Origin of the sequence: Actinoallomurus sp. CA-142502 (genome assembly GCF_050936355.1) — a bacterium.
In the GTDB taxonomy this organism is placed as follows: Bacteria; Actinomycetota; Actinomycetes; order Streptosporangiales; family Streptosporangiaceae; genus Actinoallomurus; species Actinoallomurus iriomotensis.
This window is the reverse complement of record NZ_JBNJMY010000001.1, coordinates 6933259-6954795: the sequence shown is the minus strand read 5'-3', so window position 1 is coordinate 6954795 and position 21537 is coordinate 6933259. Positions and strand designations below refer to the sequence as shown.

Genomic DNA, 21537 nt, shown 5'->3' with positions numbered 1-21537 from the left:
ACTTGCTTTCGGTGGCTTTCGGGGACTACGCCCACGCGCGGGCGCTGCTCGACGGCGAGGTCGCGGTCGACGGGTACCGGGTCGAGCCGGTGGAGGTCCGGCCGATCATCGGCGCCTACCGGCGCATGATCCGTGACCTGGAGTTCGACGTCTGCGAGCTGGCGCCGGTGTCGTACCTGATGGCCCGCCAGGCCGGCGTTCCCCTCACCGCGATCCCGGTGTTCCTCAACCGGCGCTTTCACCACGGCGACGTCCAGTGCGCGGCCGCGTCGGGGATCAGGCTCCCGTCGGACCTGGAGGGACGCCGCGTCGGGGTCCGCGCGTACTCCGTGACCACCGGTGTGTGGGTGCGCGGGGTCCTCCAGGAGGAGTACGGCGTGAACATCGACAAGATCACATGGGTGGTGGACGACGACGACCACGTCGAGGGCCGGGTCCCGCCGAACGTCGAGCGGGTCACCGACGGGCGCTCCCTCGGCGAGCTGCTCCGCGCCGGCGAGATCGACGCCGCCTTCACCGGCAACGCCGGCACCGGCCGGGCCGGCGCGCCACGGGCCGGCTGGACGGCCACGGCGGAGCCCCAGGACGCCGCCGGCGACGACCCGTACCCGCTGTTCGCGGACTCCGACGTGCTGGCCACGGACTGGTACGTCCGTACCGGGATCTACCCGTGCCACTCGCTGATCGCGCTCCGCGCCGAACTCGTCGAGCGGAACCCCGACCTGCCGACCGCGCTGTACGCGGCGCTGGCCGAGAGCAAGCGGCGGCAGGTCGTCGCGGACCCGGAGTGGTCCACGTCGGCGCGCTTCGCCCGGCAGGCGCGGCAGATCGACGGAGACCCCGTCCCGTACGGCCGGCACGCCAACGAGGCCACGGTGGACGCGCTCGTGCGCTTCTCCCGCGACCAGGGCCTGCTCGACGCGGACTCTCTCACCGACCGGCGAGAGCTCTTCGCCGAGGGCGACTACCCGGACGCCTAGGCCCTAGGTCTCATCCGGAAACATCCGTACAAGCAGGGGAGTAGCCACCATGGATGTCATCGACACGCACTGCCACATCATCTCCGCGGACCAGGACCGGTATCCGCGGGCGCCGATCGGCGGAAAACAGTCGGCGTGGGCCACGGCCCGGCCGGTGGACGCGGAGGGCCTGCTCGCCCGCATGGACGAGGTGGGCATCCGGCAGGCCGTCCTGGTGCAGGCCACCACGGCGTACGGATACGACAACTCGTACGTCCTCGACAGCCGCCGTCGTTGGCCCGAACGCTTCATCGCCGTGGGCACCTTCGACCCGTTGCGGCCGGACGCCGGCGTGCGTCTCGCGGACCTGTGCGGCGACGGGGGCCTGGCGGGGGTGCGGCTGTTCACCAGCGGCAGCACCGTGCCCACGCAGGGCGAGTGGTTCGCCGCGCCCGAGACGGAGGACTTCTGGCGGCGGGCCGGCGAGCTGGGCGTCACCGTCTGCCTGCAGATGCGCCTCGGACCGGCCACGGCACAGCTGGTGTCGGTTCTGGAGCGGTACCCCACGGTCACCGTGCTCCTCGACCACATGGGATATCCGGACATCGCCGCGTCGCCCGCCCGTGCGGGAAAGGAGGTGGCGGACCTGGCGCGCAATCCCGGCCTGCACCTCAAGCTCACGCACCGGAATCTGGAGCGGCTGCACGACGCGGGGGACGAGGCGGTCGATTTCCTCCGGCCCGTGCTGGAAGCGTTCGGCCCGGAGCGCATCGCGTGGGGGTCGAACTGCCCGGCCGCCGAGCAGTCGCTGCCGGAGCTTCTCGACCTCGCCCGTAATGTCCTGAGTCCGCTTCCGGGGGAGGCCCGGGAGGCTATCTTCGCGGGCACGGCCCGGCGTTTGTATCCGGGTCTGGGTAACACGCAGAATTGAACAGTTTCGCGCGGTTTATCGATTTCTCTGAGGCAAATAGGCGATCAAGGTGGATCTGAGCAGCAACAACGGCACCCCCGACAAGGCCGGCACGTCGGCCACCCGGTACAGCCAGGCCTACGAAGGGCTGCGCTCGCTGCTGCTGTCGGGAAGCATCGAACCGAACACGCGGCTGACAGAGGCGGATCTGACCCAGAAGTTCAACGTCTCGCGGGGCACGATGCGTTCGGTTCTGGTCCGGCTGGTGCAGGAGGGCTATGTCACCAGTGAGGTGAATCGCGGGGTACGGACGCGGAGCTTCTCGGCCGAGGAGGCGGCCGACATCCTCGAGGCGCGGGAGACGCTGGAGTCCGCCCTCGCCGGGAAGGCCGCGGAACGTGCCACCGAGGAGGACATCCGCGAGATGCGCCGCACGCTCGAGGCCATGGAGGACGCCCAGGCCCGCGGCGACCAGGCGGAGTACTCCCGGGGCAACCGCAGGTTCCATCAGCAGGTCAAGGAGGCCGCGCACCAGATGACGCTGGCCCGTGCCTACGACAGCCTGCTGTACCCGCTGGTGATGCGCCAGTACCGCAACCTCTCCGCCCCGCACCCGCGGCGCGGTTCGCTGGAGGAGCACCAGGCGATCCTCCTCGCCATCGTGACGCACAACCCGGAGGCCGCCGTCGCGGCGATGCGGCATCACGTCAGCTCGGCCCGGCGGCAGCTGCTGCTCGGGTAGGCCCTTGTGCGAACCACGGTTCACGGGCCTGGCGACCCGCCGGGCCCGTAAAACCGCGTTCGGGCCCCTCAGCTTGATATCACGCTGATTTAAAGCGCATCTCATCGTGGTCTCGGTTGATTCTCAGTATCGGTTCCTAATGTCATTCCTGTCAGCGCCGAAAGGCGACGAAGGGGTACTGAAAGGACCCGATGATGAGTTTCCGCAAACTGCCCGTGCCGCGTAAGAACCGCAAGGTCGAGCCGCCGCGCAAGCCGGCGCCCAAGCGCCACAAGAAGCCGGCCAAGCGGACGTCCCGCTGACGAATCAACGGGGGAACAGGGAGCCGGCGACCGCCGGCTCCCTTCTCGTCGCGGGAGGGAACATGGAATCGCGATCGAAGGCTCCGCGGAATGGCGTCTCCGCCCGGGAGGCGTTCCGCCGATTCTGGCCGTACACGCGCGGGATCCGCCGGTGGCTCGTCGTCGGCGCGCTGCTGCTGGTCCTGGCCGCCGCCGGCGAGGCCGCCGCGATCTGGATCTTCGGCCTCATCACCGACCACGTGCTGGCCGCGAAGAACCTGGCCGCGTTCTGGACGCCCGCCCTCGTGTGGCTGCAACTGTCGGTGCTGACCGCCGTCGCCTCCTTCGGCGGCGACTACCTCACCGCCCTCGTGGGCGAGCGCTTCCTCCTGCGGCTGCGGGACTCGGTCTTCGCCCACGTCCAGCGGCTGTCGCCCGACTTCTTCGACCGTGGCCGGACCGGCGACCTGATGGTGCGGCTGACCGACGATGTCGAGGCGATCGAGCAGTTCGTCGCCTCCGGGCTGATCAAGACCGTCACCTCCGTCGTCAGCGCGGTCTTCTTCGCGGGCGCGGCGCTGTACGTCCGCTGGGACCTGGCCCTCGTCTCGTTCGCGCTCGCGCCGCTGTTCTGGCTCGCCGTGCGACGCTTCACCGCGCGGTTCCGGGAGACGGCGGTACGGGAGCGTGAGAGCAACGGCGCCATGACGAGCGTCGTCGAGGAGAGCCTGTCCAACCACGCCCTCGTGCAGGCGTACAACCGGCAGCCGGCCGAGCGGCGGCGCCTGCACTGCGAGGGGCTGACGTGGCTGGAGGCGAAGATGGCGGAGAACCGGCTGTCCGCGCTGTACGAGCCGCTCGTCCAGGTGATCGAGACGGTGTGCGTCCTGCTCGTCCTCGGCTTCGGCGCCTGGGAGCTCGCGCGTGGCCGCGTCACGCTCGGCGGCCTGCTCGCCTTCGCGGCCTACCTCGGCTACCTGTACCCGCCTCTCCAGAGCCTGGGCGACGTGGGCCTGACCGCCTCCGAGGCGGCGGCCAGCGCCGACCGGATCATCGAGATCATGGAGACACCGCCCGCGGTCGCCGACCCCCCGGTGCCCCGTACTCGCGCCGCGCGCCGCGGACGGGTGGCCTTCGACGGCGTCACCTTCCGCTACCCGGGAGGCGGCCGGCCCGCGCTGGAGGAGTTCTCCTTCCGCGCCGGGCCGGAGGAACTCGTCCTCGTCACCGGCCCCAGCGGCGCGGGCAAGTCCACGATCGCCAGGCTGCTGCTGCGGTTCTACGACCCCGAACGCGGGCGGATCCGGCTGGACGGCGTCGACATCCGCGAACTCTCCCTGACGACCCTGCGCGACACCGTCACCATGCTGCAGCAGGAGACCATGCTCTTCCCCGGATCGGTGCGCGACAACATCGCGTACGGCCGCCCGGACGCCACCGACGAGCAGATCGCCGCCGCCGCGCGCGCCGCCGAGGCCCACGACTTCGTCACCGCCCTGCCCGAGGGCTACGACACGCCGGTCGGCCGCCAGGGCCGCCTGCTGTCCGGCGGACAGCGCCAGCGGATCGCCATCGCCCGCGCGATGCTGCGGGACGCCCCGGTGCTCATCCTCGACGAACCGACCACCGGCCTGGACGCCCCGACCGCCCGCCGGGTCCTCGCCCCGCTGCGCCGCCTCATGGCGGGCCGCACGACCATCCTGATCACCCATGACCTCCATCTGGCCCCGGAGGCGGATCGGATCGTCGTCCTGGAGGGAAGACCGTCCACCGGAAGCGGGCCCGCGGCCCCGAGAGAGGTCGCCCGCCGGTACGGACGCACGCCGGAGGCCGCGTCACGAGGATGACCCCATTGCCCGTCGGGGCCGCGACGGGCCTCGGGTCAGGCGGTGGCCGCCGCGGCGGCGCGGCCCGCCTTGCGGCCGGAGAACAGGCAGCCGCCGAGGAAGGTGCCCTCCAGGGCGTTGTAGCCGTGCACGCCTCCGCCGCCGAAGCCGGCGACCTCCCCGGCCGCGTACAGGCCGTCCACGGGCTGCCCGTCCGGGCCGAGGGCGCGGGAGTCGAGGTCGGTCTGGATGCCGCCGAGCGTCTTGCGGGTGAGGATGTGGAGTTTCACGCCGATCAGCGGCCCGGCCTGCGGGTCGAGGATGCGGTGCGGGGCCGCGGCGCGGCCGAGCCGGTCGCCGATGTAGCGGCGCGCGTTGCGGATCCCCTGGATCTGGGAGTCCTTGCTGTACGGGTTGGCGATCTGCAGGTCGCGGGCCTCGATCTGGCGACGCAGCACGGCCGGGTCCAGCAGCGGCTCGTCGGTCAGCTTGTTCATCTTCGTCACCAGGTCGTCCAGCGTCGCGGCGACCACGAAGTCGGCGCCGCGGCGCTTGAACGCCTCCACCGGGCCGGGCACTCCACGGGAGAGACGTTCGCGGAGGACCGCCTTGCGGTCGCCGCTGGTGAGGTCGGGGTTCTGCTCCGACCCCGACAGCGCGAACTCCTTCTGGATGATCTTCTGGGTGACGACGAACCACGAGTGGTCGTACCCGGCGATGTCCGGGGTGGTGCGCAGGTACTTCAGCGTGCCGAGGGTGTCGTAGCCGGGCAGGCAGGGGTCGGGCAGGCGGCGGCCCAGCGCGTCGAACCACATCGGGGAGGGTCCCGGCAGGATGCGGATGCCGTGACCGGGCCAGACGGGATCCCAGTTGCGCACTCCCTCGGTGTAGTGCCACATCCGGTCGCGGTTGACGAGCCGCACGCCCGCGTCGGCGGTGATGTCCAGCATCCGCCCGTCCACGTAGGCCGGCACCCCGGTGACCATGTTCTTCGGCGCGGTGCCCAGGCGTTCGGGCCAGTAGCGCCGCACGATGTCGTGGTCGGCGCCGATCCCTCCGCTGGCGACGATGACCGCCTGCGCGCTCAGCTCGAACGTGCCCGCCGCGTCGCGGTTGCTGGCGACCCCGCGCGCCGAGTCGTCCCCGGCGAGCACGGTGCCGCGGACCCCGGTGACGGCGCCGTCGTGGACGATGAGCTCGTCGACCCGGTGACGGTGGTGGAACGTCAGCAGACCGGCGTCGGCCGCTTCGAGGGCACTGCGCACGAACGGCCGCACGACGCCGGTTCCGGTGCCCCAGGCGATGTGGAAGCGCGGCACGGAGTTGCCGTGGCCGTCCGCGCGCAGGTCGCCGCGCTCGGCCCAGCCGACCGCCGGCGTGAGCTCGATGCCGTGGCCGGCGAGCCAGGAGCGCTTCTCCCCGGCGGCGAACTCGACGTACGCGCGGGCCCAGCGCACCGCCCAGGAGTCCTCGTCGTCCAGCCGGTCGAACCCCGCGCTGCCCTGCCAGTCGTTCCACGCGAGATCGAAGGAGTCCTTGATCCGCAGGCGCCGCTGCTCTGGCGAGTCGACGAGGAACAGCCCGCCGAAGGACCAGTAGGCCTGACCGCCGAGGTTGGCGGCGTTCTCCTGATCCACCAGCGCCACCTTCCGGCCCCGGCCGGTGAGCTCGTGCGCCGCGACCAGTCCTGCCAGCCCGGCTCCGACCACGATGACGTCCGCGTCCACGGCGGCGCTCCCTTCCGGTCCGAAGATGGTGATGCGCCATCGTAGATCCCGCGCCGGCGAACCGGCAGCGGTCCCCGGGCGTCAGCCGGCGTACGCGATGACGAACGCGAGGGCGACCAGGGCCAGGACCAGCGCGACACCGGCCACGGGCGACACCCCGCGCGTCCGCCCGCCGCTCACCACGGGCGGGATGAACCCGCCGTCGCCGGCGTGATGGTGATGGTGGTGGCCGGCACCGCCGCCGTGGTGGTGCCCTCCGCTGAAGCCGCCGTGGTGGCCTACGGATCCTCCGCCGTCATGTGACATGAGTGGCTCCTTCCCTTTCCCGGTCCGATGCCGGATTCCGGACTCAGGTTCCCGTTGCCGGGCCCCGGAAACCGTTATCGGGCCGCGGCCGGGAGGTCGAGCGTCACGGTGAGTCCACCGCCCGGAGTGTCGGACAGCCGCACCGTTCCGCCGTCGGCGGTGATGAGCCGGTGGACGATAGCCAGGCCGAGTCCGGTACCGGCCGGACTGCCGCTGCGGAAGCGCCGGAACGCCTCGGCCATGGCCTTGGCGCTCATCCCGGGGCCGTCGTCGGCCACGGTGACATGCGTCCGGCGGCCGGAGCGGCGGACGTCGAGCCGTACGTGCCCGCCCGGCGGCGTGGCGGTCAGCGCGTTGTCGACGAGGTTGTCGATCACCTGCTCGAGGTGGGCGGGGACGGCGTGGGCCGCGACCGGGCGGCGGGTCTCGACGGACAGGCGCACGCCGCGCTCGGCGGCGACCGGCCGCCATGCCTCGGCCCGTTCGTCCAGCATGCGGGTCATCGCGACGTGCTCGGGCGTCTCGGTGACGTTCTCGGCTCGTGCGACGGCGAGCAGGCCGTCGACCATCCGCGACAGGCGGGCGAGCTCGTCGAGGGCGCCGTCGAAGTCGGTGGCGTCGGTGGTCTCGGCGGCGAGGAGTTCCATGCGCAGCCGCAACGCGGCCAGCGGCGTCCGGAGCTGGTGGGAGACGTCGGCGATCATGGTGCGGTGGTCGTCGACGAGGCCCTCCAGGCGGGCGGCCATGACGTTGAAGCGCTCGGCGAGCCGCCGTACCTCGGCGGGCTGCCGCGGCGGGTCGGCGCGCGCGGTCAGGTCGCCGGTGCCGAGGGACTCGGCGGCGACCTCCAGGGCGCGCAGCGGGCGGCCGGCCCAGCGGGCGAGCGTCATGGCGAGGACGACCGCCGCGATCACCGCGAGCACGGCGACCATCGCGAGGCGGCCCCACAGCCACATCACGCGCTCGTGCAGCGGGTCGAGCGGCCGGGACAGCAGGACCGCGCCGGCCACCGCCTCGGCATGCCCGTTCACCGGAACCGCGGCGATGAGCCGGTCGCCGTCCCGGGTCAGGCGGGTCCGGCCGGCCAGCGCCGGCGCCGCCCGCGCCGGGGTGTACAGCCCGGTGTCCCCACCGGCCACGACGTGCCCGTCGTCGTCCGTCACGGCGACGGTCAGCCGCGCGCCGTCCTCGTTCTCGGCGCGCAGCGCACGCAGCGTCCGGGGCAGCATGGTGGACTTCTCATGGTCGGCGATCTGCTCTTCGGACGCCGCCGCGAGCGTGTGCGCGATGGTGAGGGTGCCGGTCCGGTAGTCGTGCTCGTGCTGGTTCGCCATCGCGAAGCCGAGCGGCAGCAGCGCGCCGAGCAGCAGACCGCCGGTGAGGACCAGCAGCGCCGCGAGGATCCGGCTGGTCACTGCGGGTCCCCGAGGCGGAAACCGCGCGCGTAGACGGTCACGATCGCCGATGGATCACCGAGCTTGCGGCGCAGCGCCGCGATGTGCACGTCGAGCACCCGCGTCGGCCCGTACCAGCGGGTGTTCCAGACCCGTTCGATGATCTCCTGCCGCGTCACGACCCGGCCCGGGTCGGTCGCGAGGCACTCCAGGATGTCGAACTCGGTCGGCGTGAGAGGGACCTCCGTTCCGTCGCATGTGACCTGGTGCGTACGCGTGTCGATCCGCAGCCGGCCGTGGGCCAGCACCTGTGTGCCGGTGATCCGGCTGCGGCGCAGGACGGCGCGGATCCGGGCGGTCAGCTCCGCGAACCCGAACGGCTTGACGAGGTAGTCGTCGGCGCCCGCGTCGAGCGCGGCGACCCGGTCGGGTTCCTCGCCGCGCGCGGTGATCACCAGGATCGCCGCGTCGGACCGCGCCCGCAGTTCGAGGCAGAGCTCGACACCGTCGCCGTCGGGCAGGCCGAGGTCGAGCAGGACGACGTCGTAGTCCTCGGCCGACCGTGCCTCCTCGGCGGTGGCGACGGTCCGGGTCGTGTAGCCCACGCGCGTCAACCCCCGGTCGAGCGAGCCGGCGATCCCGGAATCGTCCTCCACGATCAGTATCCGTGCAGAAGCGCTGGTCACGGTCTTACCGTACGGGCATTCCAGGTATCTGAACGACTTCCGAACATTTCCCTTACCCGCTCCTGGCACCTCCCCCGAGAGGGTGGAGGACCTCGGACCCCCTCGAGAAGGACACCGATGTTCTCCACCATCTTCGGCCTGCCCGCGCACCCGCTCGTCGTGCACGCGGTGGTCGTCCTCGTGCCGCTGGCCGCCCTGTCGGCGCTCGTCGTCGCCGTGTGGCCGGCGGCGCGGGACAGGTACGCGCCGGCGGCGCTGGTGATCGCGACACTCGCCCTGATCTCGGTCCCGCTGGCCACGCACACCGGTGAACAGCTGGAGCGCCACGTACGGCCCTCGGCCTTCGTGGAACAGCACACGTCGATGGCGGACGGCCTGCTGCCGTTCGCCGGCCTGCTCTGGCTGGGGCTGGCCGTGCTGGTCGCGGCGCGCCGGCTGGGCGCCACCCGCGAGGTGAGCTGGCCGCGGTACCTCGCCGGCGGGGCGGCGGTGGTCGCGGTGGTCGGCGCGGTCGCCAGCGGCGTTCAGGTCGCACGGATCGGCGACAGCGGCGCCCGCGCGGCGTGGCACGGCGTCGCCACTTCATCCGGGCAGGTCTCCGGGCCGCATCACTGACCCGGCGCACACGGGCCCCCGGCCACCGGCCGGAGGCCGGCAAGGGGAGGGATCATGGACCGCTGGGAACGCTCGCGACGCCGCGCGCGTGACGCCGGGCTCGCCGCGGTGACCAGGTGGACGCGGAGGGCGGTCGCCGCCGGTGTCGTGCTGTCCGGCGTGCTGGGGATGGGCCTGGCCCACCTGCTGCCGGGACAGGCGGCCCCGTCCGACGGGCCCTCCCCGGCCGGGACCGGCGACGCCTCCGGGGGCCGGGCGTCGGCCTCGCCCCCGGCCGAGGCGGGCCGGCTCCGGCTCACCCCGCCGCACCGTGCTCCCCGCCCCTCGCACCGGCGTCCCCACGCCACCTCCGGCGGGTCGTGATGGAACGCCGGCGGGACTTCCCGATCTGGGGGATGACCGGGTGCCTGGTGGTGACGGACGCGCGGCGCATGAACGCCGCCTGGTGCGCCCTCCAGGACGAGGCCACGGCGATGGGGAAGGCGTGCGACCGGTTTCGGTCGGACTCCGAGCTGTCGCGGGTCAACGGCGCGTGCGGCCGTCCGGTCGAGGTCTCGCCGCTGTTCGCCGAGACCCTCGGCCGCGCGCTGGCGGTCGCCAGGGCGACCGGCGGCCTGGTCGATCCGACGGTGGGCGGTGCGCTGATCTCCGCCGGTTACGACCGCGACCTCGCCGAGGTCCGCGGTGGCGCCTCACGGCCGTACGTCGTGCCGCGACCGGCGGCGGGCTGGCCCGTGGTCGAGCTGCACGACCGGGTCGTGCGGCTTCCGCGCGGGGTCAGCCTCGACCTGGGGGCGACGGCCAAGGCGCTCGCCGTGGACCGGGCGGTCGCGCGGGCCGCGTCCGCCGCCGGATGCGGCGTGCTGGTCGGCCTCGGCGGTGACATCGCGGTGAGCGGCCCGGCGCCGTCCGGAGGCTGGCGGATACGCGTGACGGACGACCACGGAGCCGGGCCGGACGAGCCGGGCCAGACCGTCGTGATCACCGATGGCGGCCTCGCGACGTCGTCGCTCACCGTACGTCACTGGCGGCACGGCGACCGGCGGTGGAACCACATCATCGACCCGTCGACCGGCGCGCCGGCCGGCACGTGGTGGCGCACGGTCAGCGTCGCCGCCGGGAGCTGCCTCGACGCCAACGCCGCGTCCACGGCCGCGCTGGTCGAAGGGCGCGGCGCCGACCGCCGGCTCGCCGAGCAGGCACTGCCCGCCCGCCTGGTCCGGCTGGACGGGACGGTGCTCACCGTGGCCGGCTGGCCGTCCGCCGAGGTCACGGTGCCGCGGTGAACGGAGTCCTGTGGTACTCCACCCGCGCGACCGGCGAGGTCGCCCTGCTGTTCCTCACCGGCGTGGTCGTCCTCGGGGTGCTGTCGGCGGTGCGGTTCGGGGGACGGCGTGTTCCCCGCTTCGTGATCGCCGGGATGCACCGCAACCTCACCCTCGCCGGCCTGGGCTTCCTGGCCGTGCACGCCGGCACCGCGATCCTCGACTCGTACGCGCCGATCGACCTCGCCGACGCGGTGGTGCCGTTCGCCTCCGCCTACCGTCCGATCTGGCTCGGCCTGGGCACAGTCGCCTTCGACACGCTCCTGATCCTCACCGTGACCAGCCTGCTCCGTACGAGGATCGGCGTGCGCCGGTGGCGGGTCCTGCACTGGTCGGCGTACGCGTGCTGGGTGACCGCGTTCGTCCACGCCCTGGGTACGGGCAGCGACGTCCGCGTCCCGGTCTTCCTCCTGCTCGCCGGGGTGTGCGGTGCCGCCGTGCTCGCGGTGGTGGCGTGGCGGATCGCCGCGCCGGGGCCGCGCCGCCGCGGTCTCCGCGCCGGCGCGGCCCTGACCGCGCTGATCGTGCTGGTGTTCGTCATCGGCTGGAGCGCCGACGGCCCGCTCCGGCCCGGCTGGGCGAAGCGGGCGGGAACCCCCGCGCGAACGCCGGACTCCGCGGGGCGATGACGGTCCCCGCGACGGCTCCGTCCGAGCGGCGTCTGCTGGCCGGGTACCACGCGCTCGGCCGGCCCGCCGGGCTGCGCGACCATCGGGCGCGGTACGGCGCCCTGCCGTCCCTGGGCCCGGAGCCGGGGGAGCGAGCCGGGACACGGCTGATCGGTCTTCTCGACGAGGCCGGGCTGACCGGGCGTGGGGGAGGCGCGTTCCCCACCGGGCGCAAGCTGCGCTCGGTGGCCGAGTCGGGACGCTCCCCGGTCGTGGTGGTCAACGCGGCCGAGGGAGAGCCTTTGAGCGGCAAGGACCGGCTGCTGCTCGCGGTGGCGCCGCACCTCGTGCTGGACGGAGCCGTCCTCGCCGCGTCGGCACTGCGGGCCCGGCGGATCGCGGTGTGCGTGCACTCGGCCGAGTCGGCCGCGCAGGTGGAGAGCGCCCTGGCCGAGCGCGGGCCCGTACGATCCGTGGCCGTGCGGGTGGTGCGAGTGCCGGGGCGGTACGTCGCGAGCGAGGAGACGGCGCTGGTGAACCACCTGAGCGGCCGCGAGGCCAAGCCGGCGTTCACCCCGCCCCGCCCGTTCGAGCGAGGGGTCGGCGGACGCCCCACGCTGGTCGCCAACGCGGAGACCTACGCCCACATCGCCCTCATCGCCCGTTACGGGCCCCGCTGGTTCCGGGCCTGTGGCACGCCGGACGCGCCCGGCACCGCGCTGTTCACCGTGTCGGGCGCCGTGCTGCGCCCCGGCGTGATCGAGGCGCCGCTGGGCACGAGCGTGGCCGGCCTGCTGCGCATGGCCGGCGGCCCCGCCGAGCAGCTGCAGGCGATCCTGACCGGAGGGTACGGGGGAGCGTGGCTGCCGATCCGGCGGGCGCGCACGCCCGCGACCCCCGCGGCGTTCGCGGCGGCCGGAGCGGCGCTCGGACCCGGCATCATCGTCGCCCTGCCCGCCCGCGTGTGCGGGGTGGCGGAGTCCGCGCGGATCATGCGATGGCTCGCCGATGAGACGGCCGGCCAGTGCGGGCCCTGCACCTTCGGGCTCCCGGCCATCGCCGAGGACCTCGCGGCCCTCGCCGACGGACGGGCCGGCGAGACGGTGTGGCGACGGCTCCACGGGCGCCTGTCGGCCGTGGCGGGACGAGGCGCGTGCCGCCACCCGGACGGCGCGGTGCGGTTCGCGACCAGCGCTCTGCGGGTCTTCGGACCGCACCTCGCCGCGCATCGGCATCCCGGAAACTGCCCGGCCGCCCAGGGGCCCGGTGTCCTGCCGACAAGAGGGGGACGATGACCGTGCCGTGGCGGCTGCGTCTCAACCCGATCCTGTGCACCGGGCACGCCCTGTGCGCCGAACTGCTGCCCGAGGTGATCGTCCTGGACGAGTGGGGCTACCCGATCCTGAGCCCCGTGCCGGACGAACTGCTGTCCCTGGCCCGCCGTGCCGTCGCCGACTGCCCGACGCTGGCACTGGCGATCGAGCCCGCGCCCTGACCGGACGTCGCGCTCACGGTGTCGTGGCCGTGGCCGTGCCCATGGCCGTCGGAGTGCCGTTGACCACGACGCGGCGGGCCGTGACGCCGGTGGTGTTCTGCACGAGCGGCTGGTTCGCGGCCTGGTCGAACCTCAGGTTCGTCAGGCGTACGTCGTGCACGGGCGCGGTCTCGACGCCGCGGATCCGGATGGGGTGGTCGCACTGCCCGGTGACCGACCAGTTCTTCGCCGACAGGCGCGACACGTCCGGGTACAGGTCTCCGCCCGCTCCGCCCTGGTAGGTGAAGGTGACCTCGAACGGCACGTACGTCCAGGCCGGGCACGAGACGTCCGAGACGCTGATGTCCCGGATGTACCCGCCGCGTGTCGAGGTCGACTTGACCGACAGGATCCACTGGACGCTCGCCTCGTCCAGGGACGGGTCGAGGGGAATCCGGAGCCGGCGGGCCACCACGTCGGACACGCCGGCGCTCATCTCGCTGCCGATCGCCACCGCGCCACCGCCGCTGCGGAACACGCAGTCCTCGATGAGGATGTTCTTCGACGGCACGCCGACCCGGCGGCCGTCCTGGTCGCGGCCGGACTTGATCGCGATGCAGTCGTCGTGGGTGGCGAAGGTCGTCCCGCGGATGACCACGTCCTGGCAGGAGTCGGGGTCGCAGCCGTCGCCGTTCGGCCCGGGGCTGTCGATCGAGACGTCGCGGATCGTGACGTTCTTGCACAGCACCGGATGGATGTTCCACATCGGGGACCGGCGCAGGGTGACGCCCTCGATGAGGACGTTCTGGCACGAGTGCGGCTGGATGAAGCTCGGGCGCAGGTAGTGGCCGTCGCCGAACACCCGCTGGTCGAGCGGCGTGCCGTCCTCGCCCATCTTCTCCAGCGCGGCCCAGTCCGCCCGCTGGTTGGGCATCCCGGACTTCCAGCCGTACTGCCCGGAGCCGATCCAGAACCACCAGTGCGCGTTGTCGCCCTGCGCGTCGAGGACGCCCCGGCCGGTCACCGCGATGTCCCGCTGCCGGTAGGCGTAGATCAGCGGGGAGTAGTTGTAGACCTCGACGCCCTGCCAGCGCGTGAGCACGACCGGGAGGTAGTCGGCGGGGTCGGTGCTGAAGAGCAGCGTCGCCCCCTCCTCCACGTGGAGGTCGACCCGGCTCAGCAGATGGATGGGGCCGGTGGCCCAGCGGCCGGGCGGGACGAGCACGTGGCCGCCGCCGGCGGCGTGGCAGGCGCGGACGGCCGCGTCGATCGCGCGCGTGCAGTCGGTGGTGCCGTCGCCGACCGCGCCGTAGGAGCCGATCCGGAACCAGGCGTCGGGAAAGCGCGGAGGGCGTACCCGCGCCACGATCGCCGCGGCGTCGTCGGCCTGCGCGGCGGCGCTCGGCAGGGTGCCCAGCAGCGGCAGCCCGCCTGCCATCAGCGCGCCCATCCGGAGTACGTCTCGTCTTACGGGTCGGGCCATGGAGGGCTCCTCGCGGGAGAGGGCAGGAGGGGGTTCCTGCGGTGAGTCGGGGTGGTGTCAGGTACGGGTGGACTCGCCTCGCACGTGTTTCGCGAACAGGCGCCCGGCCTCATCCGGGTCGCCGCCGGCCAGGGCGGCCACGAGAGTCGCGTGATTTTCGGCCATGGCCACCCAGTCACCCGCGTACAGCGGGTTCCCGAGCACGTGCAGGCCCCAGAGGCTGGGTTCGATCATGCGCCAGACGCGGAGCAGGAAGGAGTTGCCGCTGGCCGCGCAGACGTCACGGTGGAACGCCATGTCGGCGTCGCGGAAGCCGCCGATGTCGCCGTGGCCCGCGGCCCGGCGCATCCGCTCGACGTCATCGGTGAGCCGCTGCAGAGCCTGCGGTTCGATGCACATCGTCGCGCTGCGGGCGGCGTGTTCTTCCAGCAGGAGACGGACGTCGCGGACCTCGCGGGCCTGCTCCTCGGAGACCTGCGTGACGTAGTTGCCCCGGTGGGGCAGGTAGCGGACCAGGCCCTCATGCACCAGCCGTTTGATCGCCTCGCGAGCGGGCGCCTGGCTGGTGCCGAGCCGGCGGGCGATCTCCGACTCGCTGAGGCGCTGGCCCGCCGTGAGCCGCCCCTCGACGATCCAGCGGCGGAGCATCTCGTACACGCGGTCGGACAGCAGCTCGCGCGGGAGCAGGTCGTCGGTGCCGGGAACGGCCTGCGGCTGGGGTGATCCGACCGGCACCGCCGGCGGCCCGGCCTCCTGCACGTCGCGGTAGATGCGGGAGACCGTCGACTGGGACAGGCCGAGGCTGCGGGCGAGCGTATGGGTGGAGGGCACGGTGCCGCCGCGTTCGGCCTCGCTGAGCGCGGCGGCGATGAGGCGCTCGGCCTCCTCGCGCTCGACGCTGCGCGGGCGGCCCGGCCGCGGTGCGTCGGCCAGTCCGTCGAGGCCGTGCTCGGTGTACCGGCTCCGCCACTTGCCGACGGTCGCGGGGCTGACGCCCAGCCGGGTGGCGACGTCCTTGTTGGACAGGCCCTCGGCCAGCGTGAGGACGATCCGGCTACGCAGGCTCAGGGCTCCGTCATCCTGCGCGGCCCACGCCAGCAGCGTCGAGCGGTCCGCGTCACTCAGGGCGAAGGAGGGGTTGGACGTGGTCGTCATCGGATCAGAGTACTCCGCGGATGCATGGACTTATGACTCATTTCGAGTACGAAATGCACTGTACCTCGGTTTGTTACACCAAGGTAACCCTTGACACCGCGCCTCGCCCCCATTTATTAATGCATCGTTACTCGATGATTGACCCATTAGAACGTTGAAGGCCGGGGGGCTCAACGGGGAGGAGGCGTGATGCGCGCACAACACCTGAGCCGGGCTGCCGTCGGAACCGTGCTGGCCCTCGCACTGGCCGCCTGTGGCGGCGGGGGAGGCTTCTCTGGCAAGAGCTCGTCGGACGGTGGTGACAAGGGCACGGTTCGCATGCTCGTCAACATCACCCCGAACCTCACCCAGAGTTACTGGGAGGGGCTCGTCAAGCCGTTCGAGCAGGCGAATCCGGGTGTGGACGTGAAGATCGAGGCGCCGACCGGCAAGACGGTGGCGGACACACTGCCACAGCAGCTGGCGGCGGGCAATGCTCCGGACGTGGTCGAGACCCTGATGGCGGACCGCACGCTCGCGCCGCAGATGCTCGACCTGACCGACCAGTCGTGGACGAAGGGCACGCCGCTGGTCCAGGAGGCCGCTCTCGGTGGCAAGATCTACACGGTCGGCGTCGGTGAGCAGGCCCAGTCGCTGATCTTCTACAACAAGACCGCCTTCACCAAGGCCGGGATCGCGCAGCCGCCCACGACGCTGGACGAGCTGACCCAGGACATGGGCAAGCTCAAGAGCGCCGGCTACCTTCCACTGCAGACCGCGGGCGACTTCGTCACCGGCCTGCAGATGCTCCAGCTCGCGGACCCCTCGCTCGCCCAGAGCCACCCGCAGTGGTATCAGGACATCCGGGCCAAGCGCCTCAAGGTCGGCGACTCGATGCTGCCCTACCTCAAGCTCTACAAGAGCTGGCTGGACAAGGGCTACCTCGACAAGAACGCGATGGGCCTGAAGTACCCGGACTCCCAGACCAGGTTCTTCTCCGGCAAGTCCGCGATGTACGTCATGGGCAGCTGGTTCACCGCGTCGGAGGCGACGGCCAAGAAGGACTTCGAGGTCGGCGTCTTCCCGGCACCGGTCCAGGCGGGGCAGAAGAGTCCCGGCCCGCAGGGCGCCACCATGGCCGCGCCGTACATGGTCCTGAAGTCGACCAAGCACCGCGCGCTGGCGCTCAAGCTCGTCCAGTGGCTCGTCACCGACAAAGCCGCGGTGACCAGCCAGCTCCAGCAGGACGGCAACTTCCGCAAGGGCTACGACCGGAAGTTCACCCCGCTCGAACAGCAGGTGCAGCAGATCCTCGACGCCGCGCCGTCCGGCGTGCCGCAGGGTGAGGGCTACGGCGACTACACCCTGCCGAGCGGCTTCAACGACGCGTGGAACACCCAGGTGCAGGGCCTCTACGTCGGCCGCTCACCCGAGAAGGTCGCCTCCGCCGTCGACGAGTGGGTCAGCGCGCACTCATGAATTTCGTGAAGCGGACCAAGCGGGCGGGTGACGGTGCCGCCACCCTGCTCATGGTCGTCCCGGCGACCGTGGTCTTCGTGGTCATGCTCGTCGTCCCGGTCGGTCTGGCGTTCTACCTGAGCCTGACCGACTGGGACGGCTACAGCGCCCAGCCGAAGATCATCGGTGGGTCCAACTACACGCACCTGTTCTCGGACCCGGTGATGCGGCACGCCGCGTTCGTCACGCTGCTCGTCGCGGTCGCCGGCACGGCCGGGATGAACCTCCTCGGGCTCGGCTTCGCCCTCCTGGTGAACGGCACATCACGGATCAACCGGTTCCTGCGCGTGGTGCTGTTCTACCCGCACGTGCTCAGCGCGCTGGTCGTGGGCTTCCTGTGGAGCGCCATCCTCGGCACCACCGGGGCGGTGAACAGCCTGCTCACCGCGCACGGCGGGAGCGTCCTGCCGTTCCTGTCCGATCCCACCTGGGCCCTGATCACGATGATCGCGGTCCTGGTCTGGGCGGGCTTCGGGGTGAACGTCGTGCTCTACCTGGCGGGGCTGCAGGCGGTTCCGCGCTCGCTCGTGGAGGCCGCGCGGATCGACGGCGCCACGCGGTGGCAGGTGTTCCGCCACGTGACGCTGCCGGCGCTCGGGCCGGTCGTGACGGTCAACATCGTCCTGTCGCTGGTGACCCTGCTGAAGACGTACGACCTGGTGGTCTCGCTGACGGCCGGCGGGCCGGCCGGGCAGACCCAGACGGTCGCCTACCTCATCCTGTGGAACTCCTTCCATGACAACCGGCTCGGGTTCGGCTCGGCGCAGTCCGTGGTGCTCATGATCGTCACCGGGATCCTCGCCCTCGTCGTCACCCGCATGCGCCGTCGCGGCGAAATGGCGGTCTATTCATGAGCGAGCTGACGGTGACGGAAAGTCGTGCGGAGGAGGGAACGGCCGTCTCGGAGGCGGCCGCTCCCGAGCGGCGGAGCGTCCGGCGGCGCAGCGGACTGCCGCGGGCGGTGTTCCTGGGCCTGGTCGCGATCTTCATGCTGACCCCGCTGTACGTCCTGGTGGTCAACGCGTTCAAGCCGCAGGAAGAGATCCTCGCCAACCCGTTCGGCCTGCCGGTGGGCGCCCTCACCACCCGTTACCTCTCCCACGCGCTGCACAACCCGCAGTTCAACATCGTGCGCGGGTACGCCGTGACCATCCTGTTCGTGGTGGCGGTCAACGTGCTGTCCGTGGCGCTGGCCGGGCCCGTCGCGTACGTCATCGCCCGCAGTTCCCGCCGCCGGTACCGGCTGCTGCTGCTGACCTTCCTGGCCGGCACGTTCATCCCGGGCCAGGTGCTGGTCATCCCGGTCGTGTACGTGCTCAAGACGCTGGGGCTGATGGGCACGATCCGCGGTTTCGTGCTCTTCGAGACCGCGCTCACGCTGCCCTTCTCGGTCTTCCTGTACGCCGGCTACATCGGCACGATCCCGCCGACGCTGGACCAGGCCGCGGCGGTCGACGGCGCCGGGCGGCTGCGGACCTTCTGGAAGATCATCTTTCCGCTCATGCGGCCCGTGGTCGCCACGATGGTCATCCTCAACACCTTCTCGGTGTGGAACGACTTCGTGAACCCGCAGATCATCCTCGGGCCGGGCAGCGGCCTGTACACGGTCACGACGGGCGTCTACGCGGCGGTCAGCCAGTACTCCACCGACTACTCGGTGGTCTTCCCGACGCTGCTGCTGGCGATCGCCCCGCTCCTCGTCTTCTTCGTGGTCATGCAGCGGCACATCATCAGCGGCCTGACGGCCGGCGCGACGAAGGGCTGACCCGTGTCTCAAGATGTCCCGCGTGTAGTGGCGAGTGTGCCAGCCGGGGCGCCGCCGGCCTGGGCGGTGCTGGAGCGCCGGCTGTTCGACGTGCTCGACGAGGCCTGGCGCGCGTTCGCCGCGCACTACTGCCTGCCCGACGGCGCGCTGCGGTACAACGGCGAGATCGCGAGCCGCGACGGCGCCGACGACTTCTACGAGGCGTTCTTCAACTGGCCGGTCCTGTACCAGCTCGGTGGCGCCGACGACCTGCTGGACGCCTGCAAGCACCACTGGGAGGGGGTGACGGCCCAGCTCACCGGATTCGGCTACCTGGTGGACGAGTTCGAGCGCGGCTACGACTGGTTCCATCAGGGCGAGTCCCTGCTGCTGTTCTACGGGATCTGCGCCGCCGACCCCCGCGACGAGAAGTTCGCCGCCCGCGCGCACCGCTTCGCCGAGCTGTACCTGCCGGACTCGCCGACCGGCAACTACGACCCGGAGCACGACATCATCCGCGCGCCGCACAACGGCGGCGGCGGGCCGCGCTACGGCGTCAACGAGGAGTGGGCGTCGTCGTACCGCCCGGACCAGCCGTCGATGCGGCCCTTCGGGCTGCCGCTGCGCGACCTGCCCGGCATCGAGAAGTGGGACGACCTGGCCGACCCGGCGAAGGCCGCCCGTATGGGCGCCGCCATGAACGAGCGGATCGGGCGCGGCGACGTCGCGGTGAACCTGGCCGCTACGAGCCTGGCCACCAACGCCTGGCTGTACGGCCACGAGGACCGGTTCCGCGACTGGGCGCTGCGCTACATGGGCGCGTGGGAGCGCCGCGCCGCCGAGCTGGGCGGGATCCTCCCGGACAACGTGGGCCCGTCCGGCCGGGTGGGCGAGCTGCACGGCGGACACTGGTACGGCGGCAACTACGGCTGGCAGTGGCCGCACGGCATCTACAGCGTCGGCGCGGCGGCGGCCGTCGCCGCGGTCAACTCCGTCATCCTCACCGGCGGCACGGACCACCTGGACCTCGGCCGCGGCCCGATCGACCTGGTCCTGGGCGAGAGCCGGCGCGGTTCGGTCAGCGGGACCGACATGAGCATCAGCGACCGGTGGTACGCCGAGCTCGGCGAGGACGCCGCCCGCGAGACCCTGCTCGTGCCGAACCGACACGACGACGGCGGCTGGTTCGACTTCCAGCCTCCGCAGCTCGGCCTGCCGGTATGGCTGTGGCACGCGGGCATGGCCGAGCCGGACCGCGACCGTCTCGACCGGCTGCGGCGGGAGTCCGGCTACGACTGGCGGGTGGTGCGCGCCTTCCGTAACAAGGAGGAGGCCGGTCACGAGGCGCCGTGGCTGGAGTTCCTGCGCGGCGACAACCCCGGCTTCCCCGAGGCCATGCTCGCCACGGCGCTCGGGCAGGTGCAGCGGCGGATGGCGCTGATCGACGTGGACGAGGCCGACCCCGGCGAGATCCACGTCCACCACTGGCAGCGGCTCAACCCGGTGCTCACCGAGGCGCTGCTCCAGCTCACCACCGGCACGCCGCAGGTCCTCTACAACGGCGGCCTGCTGCCGGCGCGGCTGGCCTACTTCGACGCCGACCGCCGCCGGCCGGGCCTGCCGCCGGACGTGGCGGCGCTGGTCGACGAGGTCGGCCCCGACCGTACCGGCGTCGAGCTCGTGCACACCGGACTGACCGGCACCCGCCGTGTGGTCGTGCAGGCCGGCGCGTTCGGCGAGCACCGGATCACGCGCGCGGTGGTCACCGCCGCGGAGACGGCCTACCCCGGCGACCTGACCTCGTACGTCGCGCCGGACGCGGCCGTCGTCAGCCGGGAGCTCGAGGTCGGCGGATCGCGGATCGAGGTCGTCCTGCCGCCGGGCCGCCGGATCCGGCTCGACCTGCACCTGGCCCCGCGGGCCGTCCGGCCCGCCCATCAGCACGCCGGGACCATCCCGGCGGACGCATGACCATGAAGGAGTCGTCAGTGGAAGACAGCGGCCGAAGTGCCGACGAGGATTCGGTGTGGGACCTGCCCGTACGGGGCGATGCTCCGGAGCCGGCCGACCCCGACCTCGTGCGACGGCTCTCCGCGGTCAGCGCCGCGACGGCCTGCGCCAAGCTGCACGCGCAGGGAATACGCCGGACGTTCGTCGCCGGACCGCGGCCGCTGGAGCCGGGACAGAAGGTCGCCGGGCGGGCGCTGACCCTGCAGTTCATGCCGCAGCGGGAGGACATCGCCTCCGGTCTCGGCCAGGAGTACATCGAACGGCACACCGCGCTGTGGGCGGTGCTGGAGACCGTCCAGCCCGGTGACGTGCTCGTCGTGCAGGCCTACGGCAGCGCCTACACCGGCTGCTTCGGCGACATGCTGGTCCGCTACTTCAAGCAGAAGGGCGGCGCGGGCATCGTCGTCGACGGCTGCATCCGGGACGCGCCGCGCGTGCGCCAGCTCGGCGTGCCCATCTGGACGACCGGCGTCACCCCGCACTACGCGTCCCAGTCCGAGCTGTTCCCGTGGGCGTACGACGTGCCGATCGCGTGCGGCGGCGTGCTGACGCTGCCCGGCGACCTGGTGGTGGCCGACGACGACGGCGCCGTCATCGTGCCGCGCCGCCGTGCCCGCGAGGTCATCGAGTCGGCCGGCGAGCACGAGGAGTGGGAGAAGTTCAGCCGGTCCCGCATCGAGGACGGCGGCGCGCTCGTCGACTACTACCCGCTCACGCAGGAGACCCGCGCCGAGTACGAACGCTGGCGCGCCGACCGGCACTGACCGCAGGACATCGGGGGGCCCGTTCACCTGT

Annotated in this window: 21 protein-coding genes; 15 read left to right on the top strand and 6 right to left on the bottom strand. The window is 72.3% G+C overall.

The genetic code is table 11. The features are described from left to right. Positions 1-11 precede the first annotated feature (11 nt). The 4 genes from ACQEV1_RS32795 (at position 12) to ACQEV1_RS32780 (ending at position 4739) form a co-directional block, all read left to right on the top strand. Positions 12-980 (top strand): ABC transporter substrate-binding protein, encoded by a 969-nt coding sequence (locus ACQEV1_RS32795; RefSeq protein ID WP_433406027.1) that lies wholly within the window; start codon positions 12-14, stop codon positions 978-980. A gap of 49 nt (positions 981-1029) precedes the next feature. Next, the gene (locus ACQEV1_RS32790) at positions 1030-1890 is read left to right on the top strand and encodes an amidohydrolase family protein (RefSeq protein ID WP_433398704.1); all 861 of its coding nucleotides are present in this window, start codon (positions 1030-1032) and stop codon (positions 1888-1890) included. A gap of 49 nt (positions 1891-1939) precedes the next feature. Further along, the gene (locus ACQEV1_RS32785) at positions 1940-2611 is read left to right on the top strand and encodes a GntR family transcriptional regulator (protein WP_433398701.1); all 672 of its coding nucleotides are present in this window, start codon (positions 1940-1942) and stop codon (positions 2609-2611) included. Between the two features lie 364 nt (positions 2612-2975). Beyond that, the gene (locus ACQEV1_RS32780; RefSeq protein ID WP_433398698.1) at positions 2976-4739 is read left to right on the top strand and encodes an ABC transporter ATP-binding protein; all 1764 of its coding nucleotides are present in this window, start codon (positions 2976-2978) and stop codon (positions 4737-4739) included. A gap of 35 nt (positions 4740-4774) precedes the next feature. On the opposite strand, the gene ACQEV1_RS32775 is transcribed toward ACQEV1_RS32780, so the two are convergent. The 4 genes from ACQEV1_RS32775 to ACQEV1_RS32760 form a co-directional block, all read right to left on the bottom strand. After that, the gene (locus ACQEV1_RS32775; protein WP_433398695.1) at positions 4775-6445 is read right to left on the bottom strand and encodes an FAD-binding dehydrogenase; all 1671 of its coding nucleotides are present in this window, start codon (positions 6443-6445) and stop codon (positions 4775-4777) included. Between the two features lie 81 nt (positions 6446-6526). Further along, positions 6527-6751, bottom strand: coding sequence for a hypothetical protein (locus ACQEV1_RS32770; protein ID WP_285623332.1), 225 nt, complete (start codon positions 6749-6751; stop codon positions 6527-6529). Between the two features lie 74 nt (positions 6752-6825). Next, a complete protein-coding gene (locus ACQEV1_RS32765; protein WP_433398692.1) occupies positions 6826-8166 on the bottom strand; it encodes a sensor histidine kinase in 1341 nt (446 codons plus the stop codon). After that, positions 8163-8831, bottom strand: coding sequence for a response regulator transcription factor (locus ACQEV1_RS32760; RefSeq protein ID WP_285623328.1), 669 nt, complete (start codon positions 8829-8831; stop codon positions 8163-8165). Before ACQEV1_RS32760 ends, ACQEV1_RS32765 begins: the two co-directional genes overlap by 4 nt. Before the next feature lie 117 nt (positions 8832-8948). Here ACQEV1_RS32760 and ACQEV1_RS32755 point away from each other — a divergent pair, with 117 nt between their 5' ends. The 6 genes from ACQEV1_RS32755 to ACQEV1_RS32730 are packed head-to-tail and all read left to right on the top strand — an operon-like array spanning position 8949 to position 12874. After that, positions 8949-9446: a DUF2231 domain-containing protein gene (locus ACQEV1_RS32755; RefSeq protein ID WP_285623325.1), complete on the top strand. Its 498-nt coding sequence runs from the start codon at positions 8949-8951 to the stop codon at positions 9444-9446. A gap of 54 nt (positions 9447-9500) precedes the next feature. Further along, the gene (locus tag ACQEV1_RS32750) at positions 9501-9809 is read left to right on the top strand and encodes a hypothetical protein (RefSeq protein WP_433398687.1); all 309 of its coding nucleotides are present in this window, start codon (positions 9501-9503) and stop codon (positions 9807-9809) included. Further along, entirely contained in the window at positions 9809-10732 is a 924-nt protein-coding gene (locus ACQEV1_RS32745; RefSeq protein ID WP_433398684.1) for an FAD:protein FMN transferase, read from the top strand. The genes ACQEV1_RS32750 and ACQEV1_RS32745 overlap by 1 nt, the downstream gene beginning before the upstream one ends. Continuing rightward, positions 10729-11400 (top strand): hypothetical protein, encoded by a 672-nt coding sequence (locus ACQEV1_RS32740; protein WP_433398681.1) that lies wholly within the window; start codon positions 10729-10731, stop codon positions 11398-11400. The genes ACQEV1_RS32745 and ACQEV1_RS32740 overlap by 4 nt, the downstream gene beginning before the upstream one ends. Next, a complete protein-coding gene (locus tag ACQEV1_RS32735; protein ID WP_433398678.1) occupies positions 11397-12674 on the top strand; it encodes an NADH-ubiquinone oxidoreductase-F iron-sulfur binding region domain-containing protein in 1278 nt (425 codons plus the stop codon). The genes ACQEV1_RS32740 and ACQEV1_RS32735 overlap by 4 nt, the downstream gene beginning before the upstream one ends. Further along, positions 12671-12874: a ferredoxin gene (locus ACQEV1_RS32730; protein ID WP_285623313.1), complete on the top strand. Its 204-nt coding sequence runs from the start codon at positions 12671-12673 to the stop codon at positions 12872-12874. The genes ACQEV1_RS32735 and ACQEV1_RS32730 overlap by 4 nt, the downstream gene beginning before the upstream one ends. Before the next feature lie 13 nt (positions 12875-12887). Here ACQEV1_RS32730 and ACQEV1_RS32725 read toward each other — a convergent pair whose 3' ends face one another. Both ACQEV1_RS32725 and ACQEV1_RS32720 read right to left on the bottom strand, forming a co-directional pair. Next, a complete protein-coding gene (locus ACQEV1_RS32725; RefSeq protein ID WP_433398674.1) occupies positions 12888-14336 on the bottom strand; it encodes a glycoside hydrolase family 28 protein in 1449 nt (482 codons plus the stop codon). 57 nt (positions 14337-14393) lie between these two features. Continuing rightward, positions 14394-15491, bottom strand: coding sequence for an FCD domain-containing protein (locus ACQEV1_RS32720; RefSeq protein WP_285623309.1), 1098 nt, complete (start codon positions 15489-15491; stop codon positions 14394-14396). 189 nt (positions 15492-15680) lie between these two features. On the opposite strand from ACQEV1_RS32720, the gene ACQEV1_RS32715 reads away from it, so the two are divergent. Genes ACQEV1_RS32715 through ACQEV1_RS32695 form a run of 5 tightly spaced genes read left to right on the top strand, consistent with a single transcriptional unit; the run spans position 15681 to position 21506 of the window. Then, the gene (locus ACQEV1_RS32715; RefSeq protein WP_433398671.1) at positions 15681-16949 is read left to right on the top strand and encodes an ABC transporter substrate-binding protein; all 1269 of its coding nucleotides are present in this window, start codon (positions 15681-15683) and stop codon (positions 16947-16949) included. Next, positions 16946-17842, top strand: coding sequence for a carbohydrate ABC transporter permease (locus tag ACQEV1_RS32710; RefSeq protein WP_285623306.1), 897 nt, complete (start codon positions 16946-16948; stop codon positions 17840-17842). The genes ACQEV1_RS32715 and ACQEV1_RS32710 overlap by 4 nt, the downstream gene beginning before the upstream one ends. Next, positions 17839-18753, top strand: coding sequence for a carbohydrate ABC transporter permease (locus ACQEV1_RS32705; RefSeq protein ID WP_285623303.1), 915 nt, complete (start codon positions 17839-17841; stop codon positions 18751-18753). The genes ACQEV1_RS32710 and ACQEV1_RS32705 overlap by 4 nt, the downstream gene beginning before the upstream one ends. Before the next feature lie 36 nt (positions 18754-18789). After that, positions 18790-20703: a hypothetical protein gene (locus ACQEV1_RS32700; RefSeq protein ID WP_433398667.1), complete on the top strand. Its 1914-nt coding sequence runs from the start codon at positions 18790-18792 to the stop codon at positions 20701-20703. 17 nt (positions 20704-20720) lie between these two features. Continuing rightward, entirely contained in the window at positions 20721-21506 is a 786-nt protein-coding gene (locus ACQEV1_RS32695) for a hypothetical protein (RefSeq protein WP_285623298.1), read from the top strand. Positions 21507-21537: the final 31 nt, after the last annotated feature.